Source organism: Roseateles sp. (genome assembly GCF_036404855.1).
Lineage (GTDB): Bacteria > Pseudomonadota > Gammaproteobacteria > Burkholderiales > Burkholderiaceae_C > Pelomonas.
In genome coordinates this window covers 1-10,425 of sequence record NZ_DASWYS010000231.1, presented here as the reverse complement: position 1 = coordinate 10,425, position 10,425 = coordinate 1, and the positions used below count along the sequence as shown (strand labels likewise).

At 66.6% G+C, this 10,425-nt stretch carries 10 protein-coding genes; 1 reads left to right on the top strand and 9 read right to left on the bottom strand.

Features of this window, described 5'->3' with window-relative positions; translation table 11 throughout:
* The 4 genes from carB to VGF12_RS15345 form a co-directional block, all read right to left on the bottom strand.
* Nucleotides 1-1,611: carbamoyl-phosphate synthase large subunit (gene carB, locus VGF12_RS15360; protein ID WP_331176916.1), on the bottom strand; the 1,611-nt coding region annotated here is incomplete at its 3' end.
* Between the two features lie 10 nt (nt 1,612-1,621).
* Complete coding sequence (gene leuE / locus VGF12_RS15355) at nt 1,622-2,263, bottom strand: leucine efflux protein LeuE (protein WP_331176915.1); 642 nt, start codon at nt 2,261-2,263, stop codon at nt 1,622-1,624.
* Nucleotides 2,264-2,267: 4 nt separating this feature from the next.
* Nucleotides 2,268-3,428 carry a glutamine-hydrolyzing carbamoyl-phosphate synthase small subunit gene (carA, locus tag VGF12_RS15350; RefSeq protein ID WP_331176914.1) on the bottom strand — a complete coding sequence of 387 codons (1,161 nt, stop codon included), beginning with the start codon at nt 3,426-3,428 and terminating at the stop codon, nt 2,268-2,270.
* A 167-nt stretch (nt 3,429-3,595) separates the two neighbouring features.
* On the bottom strand, nt 3,596-3,997 hold the full coding sequence (locus VGF12_RS15345) for a heme-binding protein (RefSeq protein WP_331176913.1): 402 nt from the start codon (nt 3,995-3,997) through the stop codon (nt 3,596-3,598).
* Between the two features lie 91 nt (nt 3,998-4,088).
* Between VGF12_RS15345 and VGF12_RS15340 the strand changes: the two genes are divergently transcribed.
* Entirely contained in the window at nt 4,089-4,781 is a 693-nt protein-coding gene (locus tag VGF12_RS15340; RefSeq protein WP_331176912.1) for a Bax inhibitor-1/YccA family protein, read from the top strand.
* Between the two features lie 74 nt (nt 4,782-4,855).
* On the opposite strand, the gene VGF12_RS15335 is transcribed toward VGF12_RS15340, so the two are convergent.
* The 5 genes from VGF12_RS15335 to VGF12_RS15315 form a co-directional block, all read right to left on the bottom strand.
* Entirely contained in the window at nt 4,856-6,367 is a 1,512-nt protein-coding gene (locus VGF12_RS15335; RefSeq protein WP_331176911.1) for a glycoside hydrolase family 5 protein, read from the bottom strand.
* A 167-nt stretch (nt 6,368-6,534) separates the two neighbouring features.
* Nucleotides 6,535-7,887 carry a 23S rRNA (uracil(1939)-C(5))-methyltransferase RlmD gene (gene rlmD / locus VGF12_RS15330; RefSeq protein ID WP_331176910.1) on the bottom strand — a complete coding sequence of 451 codons (1,353 nt, stop codon included), beginning with the start codon at nt 7,885-7,887 and terminating at the stop codon, nt 6,535-6,537.
* Between the two features lie 33 nt (nt 7,888-7,920).
* Entirely contained in the window at nt 7,921-8,931 is a 1,011-nt protein-coding gene (rpoS, locus tag VGF12_RS15325; protein WP_331176909.1) for an RNA polymerase sigma factor RpoS, read from the bottom strand.
* Nucleotides 8,932-8,975: 44 nt separating this feature from the next.
* Entirely contained in the window at nt 8,976-9,848 is an 873-nt protein-coding gene (locus tag VGF12_RS15320) for a peptidoglycan DD-metalloendopeptidase family protein (RefSeq protein ID WP_331176908.1), read from the bottom strand.
* Nucleotides 9,849-9,910: 62 nt separating this feature from the next.
* Nucleotides 9,911-10,425: protein-L-isoaspartate O-methyltransferase family protein (locus tag VGF12_RS15315; RefSeq protein WP_414710105.1), on the bottom strand; the 515-nt coding region annotated here is incomplete at its 5' end.

Here is a 10,425-nt window from a genome sequence, read left to right as displayed (position 1 = left end):
CTCGGCAGCGCAGGTGTCCACGCGCTTGTAGACCGGGCGCACGTTCAGCGCATGGCGGCGGGCGCGCACTTCGTGCTGGTTGGTGCCCAACAGCTTGGCCAGGCGCTTGTCCGAGAAGCCCTTGGTCTTCAGCAGGCGCAGCTCGGCCTCGGTGATCGACTCCACCGTGCGGCCCTTCAGATCGCCCTCGATCTGCACCAGTTGCTCGATCTGAGCCAGGAACCACGGGTCCACCGCGGTCTCCTCGAAGATCTCGTCCAGCGACATGCCGATGCGGAAGGCATCGGCCAGGAACAGGATGCGCTCGGGGCCGGCCTCGCTGATCTCCTGCTCGATCTCTTCGCGGTCTGTCGAACGCTCGGTCAGGCCGTCGATGCCGGTCTCCAGGCCGCGCAGCGCCTTCTGGAAGGACTCCTGGAAGGTGCGGCCCATGGCCATCACTTCGCCGACGGACTTCATCTGCGTCGTCAGGCGCGAATCGGCCATCGGGAACTTCTCGAAGGCAAAGCGCGGGATCTTGGTGACGACGTAGTCGATGCTGGGCTCGAAGGACGCCGGCGTGGCACCGCCCGTGATGTCGTTCTTCAGCTCGTCGAGCGTGTAGCCGACCGCGAGCTTGGCCGCGACCTTGGCGATGGGGAAGCCCGTGGCCTTGGACGCCAGCGCCGACGACCGCGACACGCGCGGGTTCATCTCGATGACGATCATGCGGCCGTTCTTCGGGTTGATCGAGAACTGCACGTTGGAGCCGCCGGTGTCCACGCCGATCTCGCGCAGCACGGCGAGGGAGGCGTTGCGCAGCAGCTGGTATTCCTTGTCCGACAGCGTCTGGCTGGGCGCCACGGTGATGGAGTCACCGGTGTGGATGCCCATGGGATCCAGGTTCTCGATGGAGCAGACGATGATGCAGTTGTCCGCCTTGTCGCGGACGACTTCCATCTCGTATTCCTTCCAGCCGATCAGGCTCTCCTCGATGAGAAGCTCGTTGGTCGGCGACAGGTCCAGCCCGCGCTTGCAGATCTCTTCGAACTCTTCCGGGTTGTAGGCGATGCCGCCCCCCGTGCCGCCCAGCGTGAAGCTCGGGCGGATGACCATCGGGAAGCCATTGCCGCCGATCTCGGCATGGATGCGCTTTTGCACGCCCCAGGCCTCTTCCAGTGTGTGCGCAATGCCCGACTTGGCCGAGTCCAGGCCGATCTTCGTCATCGCATCCTTGAACTTCAGGCGGTCCTCGGCCTTCTCGATGGCGACTTCGTTGGCGCCGATCATCTCGACGCCGTACTTGGCCAGCACACCGTGCTTGTGCAGGTCCAGCGCGCAGTTCAGCGCCGTTTGGCCACCCATGGTCGGCAGCACCGCGTCCGGACGCTCCTTGGCGATGATCTTTTCGACCACCTGCCACGTGATGGGCTCGATGTAGGTGACGTCCGCCGTGTCCGGGTCCGTCATGATGGTCGCCGGGTTGCTGTTCACCAGGATGACCTTGTAGCCCTCCTCGCGCAGCGCCTTGCAGGCCTGGGCGCCGGAGTAGTCAAACTCGCAGGCCTGGCCGATGATGATCGGGCCGGCGCCGATGATGAGGATGCTCTTGAGGTCTGTACGTTTCGGCATGGCGGTCTGCTTAGAGAGTGGCGGTCGCGAGCTTGGCCCCGAACCCAACGAAAAGTGCGCCGACGCTGGCGTTGGCCGTGCTGGACAGCCGGCGGCGCGCACGGAAGGCGGCGGCCAGGCGGGCGCCGGCAAAGATCAGCGTCGAGAGATAGATGAAGCTGAGCACCTGGATGATGGTGCCCAGGATCAGGAAGGTCAGTGCCGGATGCGGATAGGCCGGATCGACGAACTGGATGAAGAAGGACAGCAGGAAGGCGATGGCCTTGGGGTTCAGCAGACTGACGACCAGGGCCTTGCGGAACGGCTGGCTGGCATCGACGGTGCGCGGCGCGTCGTCGGCCTTGGCGTCGCCGTGCCAGCTGCGCAGCGCACCGCGTAGCAACTGGATGCCGATCCACCCCAGGTAGATCGCACCAACCATCTTCACGACGAAGAAGATCTGCGGGCTGGCCATCAGCAGCGAAGCGCCGCCGGCCGCGGCCGCGGTCATCAACACCGTGTCACCGACGAACACGCCACAGGCCGCGGTGTAACCCGCGCGCACGCCGCGCTGCGCCGCGACGGACAGCACATACAGCGAGTTGGGCCCCGGCAGCAGGATGATGAAGATCGCTGCCGCGAGGTAGGTGCCGAGGTCGGTGATGCCGAACATGGGCTTACGCCTTGGCCATCAGCCCGATGAAGCGGTCGAACAGGTAGGCGATGTCGTGCGGGCCGGGGCTGGCTTCCGGGTGCCCCTGGAAGCTGAAAGCCGGCTTGTCGGTGCGCGCAATGCCCTGCAGCGTGCCGTCGAACAGGCTGACATGCGTGGCGCGCAGGTTGGCCGGCAGCGTCTCGGGGTCGACGGCAAAGCCGTGGTTCTGGCTGGTGATGCCGACGCGGCCGCTGTCCAGGTCCTTCACCGGGTGGTTGGCGCCGTGGTGGCCGAACTTCATCTTGAAGGTCTTGGCGCCACTGGCCAGCGCCAGGATCTGGTGGCCCAGGCAGATGCCGAAGACGGGGATGCCGGATTCGATCAGCTGGGCCGTGGCCTTGATGGCGTAGTCACAGGGTTCCGGGTCGCCGGGGCCGTTGGACAGGAACACGCCGTCCGGCTCGAGGTCGAACACGGCACTGGCAGGCGTCTGCGCCGGCACGATAGTGACCTTGCAGCCGCGCTCGGCCAGCATGCGCAGGATGTTGCTCTTAACGCCGAAGTCATAGGCGACGACGTGGAATTTCGGCGCCGACTGCGTGCCATAGCCACTGCCGAGCTGCCACTCGGTCTGCGTCCAGGTTTCGTTCTGGGTGCGGCTGACGACCTTGGCCAGGTCCAGACCGGCCATCGACGGTGCGGCCTTGGCGGCAGCGACGGCCGTGTCGATATGGGCCTGCGTCAACGCCTCGCCGGCAGGCAGGGCCAGGATGCAGCCGTTCTGTGCACCCTGGGTGCGCAGAACGCGCGTCAGGCGGCGCGTGTCCAGGCCGGCGATGGCCACCGTGCCCTGCTCGCGCAGGTAGGCGTCCAGCGTCTTGCCCGAGCGGAAGTTGGACGCACGGATGGGCAGGTCCTTGATGACCAGTCCGGCAGCGAACACCTTGGACGCTTCCACGTCCTCTTCGCTGACGCCGTAGCTGCCGATGTGCGGATACGTCAGCGTGACGATCTGCTTGCAGTAGCTCGGGTCGGTCAGGATTTCCTGGTAGCCGGTCAGCGCGGTGTTGAACACCACTTCGCCGACGGTCTGGCCGGTGGCACCGATGGACTGGCCTCGGAACACCGTCCCATCCGCCAGAGCCAAGATTGCTTGAGGGGGATGGAGCAGGTCAGTCAGCACAAGGGTCTCCGCAAGTGGGGCGCCTGCCCAGCATCGATCCGTCCTGAGACGGATCAACTTGAAGAAACCAGAGCGGTTTTTTGCCGGGCAGCGTGGGGTTCAGGTAAACCTATCGAGTATAGCCGACAAGGGTTAGTACCGAGCCTTCGTGACCCGGTCGTGCCCCTTCAAAGTGCCGCGATGCCCGCCTTGGCGATCTCGGCGTCCTCGCTGGACTTCACGCCACTGACGCCCACCGCGCCCACGCACTGGCCGTCGACGAGGATGGGCACGCCGCCTTCCAGCATGCCACTCATGCCCGGCACGCTAAGGAAGGACTGGCGGCCGCCGTTGATCATGTCCTCGTAGACCTTGGACTCGCGCCGTCCCAGCGCCGAGGTGTGTGCCTTGGCGGGTGCAAACAGGGCCGAACTGGGCGAAGCACCGTCCAGGCGCTGCAGCCACAGCAGATGGCCGCCGGCGTCGACGATGGCGATGGACACCGCCCAGCCCTTGCCGATGGCATGAGCCTCTGCCGCTGCGGCGATGCGCTTGACGTCTTGGAGTTCGAGTTGAGCTTGCTGTTTCATGGTCTTGATTTCCCGGGGGCAGGCCCCAATGTAGCTGCCCGGTACCGCCCTAGAATCCTTGCGGTTTCCAATCGTCTCCCGGAGGATCGTCATGAACGAAAGCTTGCAAACCCAATACGGCCATGCCGGGATGGGTCTGGCCGCTGACCGTCAGCGCGTGCTGCGCAACACCTACTGGCTGCTGGCCCTGTCCCTGGTGCCGACCGTGCTGGGCGCCTGGATCGGTGTGAGCACCGGCCTGTTCGCCACGATGGGCCCGGGGATGAGCGCCATCATCTTCTTCGCCGGCGCCTTCGGACTGATGTTCGTCGTCGAGAAGACCAAGGACAGTGCCGCCGGCGTCGCCGCCCTGCTGGCCTTCACCTTCTTCATGGGCCTGATGCTGTCCCGCCTGGTGGGCTATGTGCTGGGCTTCAAGAACGGCACGTCGCTGGTCATGACTGCCTTCGGCGGCACGGCTGCGGTCTTCTTCGCGATGGCCACGCTGGCGACCGTCATCAAGCGCGACCTGTCGTCCATGGGCAAGTTCCTGACGGTCGGCGCCGTCGTGCTGCTCGTCGCCGGCATCGCCAACATCTTCCTGCAGTCGTCCGCCCTGATGCTGACCATCCTGGTGCTGATGCTGGGCGTGTTCTCGGCCTTCATGCTGTACGACATCAAGCGCGTCGTCGACGGCGGTGAGACCAACTACATCTCCGCCACGCTGGCCATCTATCTGGACCTCTACAACGTGTTCCAGAGCCTGCTGTCCCTGCTGGGCATCTTCGGCGGCGACCGCGACTGACGCGCGCCTCTGCGTTTCCCCCATGACAAATGCGGCCCGCGGGCCGCATTTGTCTTTTCCGGGTCGCCCTGCCCCTACTTGGCCGGGGTGTAGTTGCGCAGCACGAAGGGTGCACTGAACCAGAGGGGCTGGCCCACCTGGCCCACATGGGCCGACAGCATCACCGTCCCCGCCGCCTGGTCGGCCTGGGCGGTGCCGTTCAGCACCACCGGCTCGAGCTTGCTGGTCAGCGTCGCCACGCCCGACAACAGCGCCGTGTAAGGCGCCGCGTTCAGCTGCAGCGAGACGGGGACGCTGACCTTGGCCTTGGCGTCGTCGGTGTCCAGCCGCATCCAGACCAGCACCTGCAGCTTGTCGCCCTTACGGATGTCGCCGGTGATGGGGGCGATCACACCGTTGTCCCAGGGGTTGGCGCGCTTGCCCTGCAGGTCTACGCGCAGGCAGGTCTTGCCCGTGGCCTCGCAGGCCACCTGCTGGGTGGACTGGCCATCGCCGTAGACCGACCAGGCACTGACCTTGGGCGAGTTGATCAGGTGATCCAGCGCCGGATCGCTGCTGCGCGCCATCGCCTGAGAACCCGTACCGGCGACCGGCACGAGCGCGCTGAGGATGGGCTTCACCCAGCCGTCCGCCTTCATGTCCCAGGCGACGAAGTCGGAATCGAACTGCCAGTAGCTCCAGCTGAAGCCGCGCGCCTCGGCCGCGCGGGCGACCGCCGCTGTCCAGGCCACGCGCTGCGCCATGCCGGCCGTCTCCAGCGCCCCGAACTCGCCGAGCAAGATGGGTCGACCGGAACGCTGGGCCCAGGCCTTGACGCGGTCGAAATCCTGCTTGAGCTTTTCGTGATCCGAGGTCGTCCCCCAGGTCACGCCGGACAGCTTCTGGAACTGCGGTGTCCACGACGCCCCCTGATGGGTGAATTCCATCGGCGTGTAGTAGTGGAAGGTCACGACCAGATTGCGATCGGACTCGGGCAGCTTGAGGCTGTCGAGGTGGTCCAGAGAATTCCAGAACCGGGGGCCGACGACCACGCGGCGCTTCGGGTTGGTCTCACGGATGATGGCCAGGTTCTCGGCCAGCATGTCGTTCCAGACGGCGTCTGCCGCGCCGTTGGGCTCATTCAGGATCTCGAACAGCACGGCGTCCGGCGCATCCTTGTAGCGCGGCGCGATCTGGCGCCAGAACGCCTTGAGGCGCGTGCGGCACCGGTCGATCTCCTTGGCGCAGTCGTTGAAGTTGTGCTGGTCGAGGATGACCTGCAGCCCTGCGTTCAGCGCCGCGGCTGTCATCTCGTCCAGCGTCTTCAACCAGGCCGCCGACAGCCGGCCTTCCGCGTCCATGTGCTCGAAAGCATGCAGGTTCAGCCGCACATGGTCGAAGCCACCGTCGCGGATGGCCTGCATGTGCCGCGGCTGGAAGCGCGCCTTGGCCGGCTCACTCCACAGCGGGTCATAGCCCAGCGCATTGACGCCGCGCTTGAGCGCCAGCGATGGCAGGGTCGCGGTCTGGGCAAGCGCGGCGGACGCCAGGCCCAGGGCCAGGCAGACGACGCCCAGCAGGCGCGGGAGAGGGGTGCGAATCGACATGGCCGGCCTCTTGTCTCCAATTGAACTAAACAATTTTGTTTACTCATTTTGTCGATATCGGCCGGCCGCCGATTCCGGACTAACACGGAGGCCGGAAAGCAAAAAATCCGGCCCGCCGCAGTACGGCAGGCCGGATTTCGCTCCGTCCATCGATCCAGGCGGTACGGTCAGCGCTCGAAGACGGCGATGCTCTCCACGTGGGCCGTGTGCGGGAACATGTTGACCGCGCTGGCAGCCGTGCAGCGGTAGCCGGCGACGTTGACCAGCAGGCCCGCGTCGCGCGCCAGCGTAGCCGGATTGCAACTGACATAGACGATGCGCTTCGGCGCCGTCCAGCCCGGCGCCAACGACGGGTCCTGGGCGATGTCCGCGACCGCCTTGGCCAGCGCGAAGGCGCCCTCCCGCGGCGGGTCGATGAGCCAGCGGTCGGCCGTGCCGTCCAGCGCCAGCAGCTCGGGCGTCATCTCGAAGAGGTTGCGCGCGACAAAGCTGGTCTTGTGCGCCAGGCCGTTGGCCTTGGCGTTCTCGCGCGAACGCTGCACCAGCGTCTCGCTGCCCTCGATGCCGAGCACCTCGCGCGCTTGTGTCGCCAGCGGCAGCGTGAAGTTGCCCAGCCCGCAGAACCAGTCGATGACGCGATCATCCTTCTGCACCGCCAGCAGGCGCAGCGCGCGGCCCACGAGCGACGCGTTGATGTGCGGATTGACCTGGGTGAAGTCCGTCGGCTTGAACGGCATGCGGATGCCGAACTCCGGCAGCGCATAGGCCAGCTCGGGACCGCCCTCGTCCAGCAGCTTGACCGTGTCCGGCCCCTTGGGCTGCAGCCACCACTGCACACCGTGTCGGGCCGCGAACTCACGCAGCTTGGACAGGTCGCCCGCCGGCAGCGGGTTGAGGTGGCGCAGCACCAGGGCGATGACCTCGTCGCCCATGGCCAGTTCGATCTGCGGCAGGCGGTCGCGCTCCTCCATGTGGGCGATCAGCTCGCGCAGCGGCATCAGCAGGTTGCTGACCACCGGCGGCACGACCTTGCAGACCTGCATGTCGGCCACGTAGCGGCTCTTGCGCTCGTGAAAGCCGATCAGCACCACGCCCTTCTTCTGCACATAGCGCACCGAGAAGCGCGCCCGATAGCGGTAGCCCCAGGTCGGCCCCTCGATGGGCCGCAGCAGCACCTCGGGCTTGACCTTGCCCAGGTGCCAAAGCTGGTCTTCGACCACGCGCTGCTTGATGGCAACCTGCGCACCAGCCTGCAGGTGCTGCATCTTGCAGCCGCCGCAGGCCCCGGCATGCAGGCCGAAATGGGGGCAGCCCGGCGTCACGCGCAGCGGGCTTTCCTTCTTGATCTCGGTGAGCTGGCCCTGCTCCCAGTTGTTCTTGCGGCGCGAGATCTGAGCCTTCACCACCTCGCCCGGCAGCGCGCCGTCGATGAAGACCACCTTGCCCTCTGCGTTGTGCGCCACGCCCTGCGCCTCAAGTTCGATGCTTTCGACCTTGAGCCAATCCGTCATCTGATTCATGGGGCCGGATTATCCCGGCAGGCCTCAGCAACCTCAGAAGATGCTGTCCCGGTCCACGCCGTGGCGCATCATGTTGCGTTTGAGTTTGGCCAGCGCCTCGATCTGGATCTGGCGGATGCGCTCGCGGGTCAGCTTCAGTCGGATGGCCAGTACGTCCAGCGTCTCCGGCTCACGGTCGGACAGGCCGTAGCGGCCCGACAGCACCTCGCGCTCGCGATCGTTCAGGCTGGCCAGGCCGTGCTGCAGCAGTTCCTCGACCTCGTGCGACAGGCGCAGACCCATCGGATCGATGGCCTGGTCGTCGGCGACGAGATCCAGCATGGACTCGCCGCCCTCGCCATTGCGATCCACCGGCGAATCGAGGGAGCTGGGCAGCTCGGCATAGGCCAGCAGTTCCGCCACCTCGTCGACCGGCCGCCCCAAAGCCAGGGCCACGTCCTCGGCCCGCACGCGGCCTTCCGAGCCGTTGGCACTTTGCAAGGCTTCCAGCGCACGTCGCGCCTTCAGCACCTGATTCAATTCGCGCACGATGTGCACCGGCAGGCGCACGAGGCGCGCCTGGTGCATCAACGCGCGCTCGATGCTCTGGCGTATCCACCAGCTCGAATAGGTCGAGAAGCGGAAGCCCCGCTCGGGCTCGAACTTGCTGATCGCATGCATCAGGCCGAGGTTGCCCTCCTCGATGAGATCGCTCATCGGCAGGCCCCGGCCCAGGTAGTTCTTGGCGATGCTGACGACCAAGCGCAGGTTGTGCTCGATCATGGCCTGGCGGGCCTCGAAATCGCCCGAGCGCGCCGCCTGGGCAGTGTCGAACTCCTCCTGCGGCGTCAGCAGCGGCGTGCGGCGGATGTCGCGAAGGTAGGCCTGCAGCGCATTGCCCAGCTCGACCTCGTCGCCCGTGGCACGAAGCACCTGCCCTTCGTCATCGGGCGCTTCCGCGGCCGGTTCGGCATCGCCGCCATGGCCGTTCAAGGCTGACAGCATGACGCCAGGCTCAGGGCTGACGCCTTCATGACCGTTGGGCTTGGGCACAGCGCGTTTCATGGCGGGTTCGCTGGCCCAGTGGTGTGATCTGCCTGCCGACGTCCTCAGCGCGCCGGCAGCAGCTTGGCCGGGTCGACGGGCTTGCCGAGCTTGCGCACTTCGAAGTGCAGCTTGACGGTGTCACTTTCGGTGGAACCCATCTCGGCGATCCTCTGACCCTTGCGTACGACTTGGTCCTGCTCGACCAGCATCGCCCGGTTGTGGGCGTACGCAGTCAGGTAGGTGTTGTTGTGCTTGATGATGACCAAGTTGCCGTAGCCGCGCAACCCCGAACCGGCGTAAACAACGCGTCCGTCAGCGACGGCCAGCACCGGGTCTCCCGCCTTGCCGGCGAAGTCCAGGCCCTTGTTGCGCTGCTCGTCGAAGCCGGCACTGACGGGATGCGCGACGGGCCATCCCCAGGCCAGTCCATCCTCGTCGGAGGATGCGGCGGCCGTGGACGACGTGGCGGCAGCTCCATTCGCCGGCGCGCTGGCCGCAGCGACGGGCGGCTTGCTCTCCAGCGGACGAGACTCGACCTTGGGCGCACTCGCGACCGGCTTGGCCGTGACAGCGCTCGCATCCACGCCCGGTGGCACGACGCGCAGCACCTGGCCGACTTCGATGCGGTTCGGGTTGTCGAGGTTGTTCCACTTGGCGATGTCGCGCCAGCCCTGGCCGTTGTCCAGCGCGATGCGGATCAGCGCATCGCCCGGCTTGACGGTGTAGTAGCCCGGCTTGCCTGCGTTCTCGGCACCGGGCGGCGGCTTGACCTCGGCCGTGACGGGAGCAGAGGCCGCGGGAGCGGGTGCCGAAGCCGCCGGCTTCGGGGGCAGCGGGTTGCGGTCCTCGACCGGGGCCTGATGCAGCGAAGTGCCGCAGGCGCTGAGTAGCAGCGAGGTGGTGACGACGAGTAGAAGGCGCAGGCTATAGGGCATCGTGTGGCTGGAGCACGTTGGAGGCCGACCCGATTGTGTGGCGCGGTGCGCCGGCGGCCCCGTCAGACAACGCCAGATTTTAGGGGGACGAAGAGAACGGCCTCATGTTCGCTCCGAACCCAACGTCCGACACCGCCTTCGACGACGTGGTCCAGCACCACGAGCACCTGCCCGCGGCCACTCGCCGCGGTCGGGGCGACGAGACGTCCGCCGGGCGCGAGCTGCTCCAGCCAGGCCTGCGGGATGTCCTCGCCGCCAGCCGCGGCGATGATGCTGTCGAAGGGCCCGCTGGCCGAATGGCCGACACGACCATCCCCCCAGACCAGACGTGGCACGGCGTGGGGTTTGGGCAAGGCCACCCGCTGCAGATGGAGCCTGGCCTTGTCGTGCAGGCCCTGCAGGCGCTCGATGGAGGTGACATGGCGCGCCAGTAGCGTGATGACGGCGGCCTGGTAGCCGCAGCCCGTGCCGATCTCCAACACCCGGCCCAGTGCGCCGCGCTGGCGGGCGCCGGCGCCGGCCATCAGCAGGCCCAGCATGTGGGCGACCACCGAGGGCTTGGAAATCGTCTGTCCAT

What these genes read in the sequence shown, in the direction of transcription:
- leuE (WP_331176915.1), bottom strand. Translation starts at nt 2,263, where the DNA reads ATGTTCGGCATCACCGACCTCGGCACCTACCTCGCGGCAGCGATCTTC.
- VGF12_RS15345 (WP_331176913.1), bottom strand. Translation starts at nt 3,997, where the DNA reads ATGAAACAGCAAGCTCAACTCGAACTCCAAGACGTCAAGCGCATCGCC.
- VGF12_RS15340 (WP_331176912.1), top strand. Translation starts at nt 4,089, where the DNA reads ATGAACGAAAGCTTGCAAACCCAATACGGCCATGCCGGGATGGGTCTG.
- VGF12_RS15335 (WP_331176911.1), bottom strand. Translation starts at nt 6,367, where the DNA reads ATGTCGATTCGCACCCCTCTCCCGCGCCTGCTGGGCGTCGTCTGCCTG.
- rlmD (WP_331176910.1), bottom strand. Translation starts at nt 7,887, where the DNA reads ATGAATCAGATGACGGATTGGCTCAAGGTCGAAAGCATCGAACTTGAG.
- rpoS (WP_331176909.1), bottom strand. Translation starts at nt 8,931, where the DNA reads ATGAAACGCGCTGTGCCCAAGCCCAACGGTCATGAAGGCGTCAGCCCT.
- VGF12_RS15320 (WP_331176908.1), bottom strand. Translation starts at nt 9,848, where the DNA reads ATGCCCTATAGCCTGCGCCTTCTACTCGTCGTCACCACCTCGCTGCTA.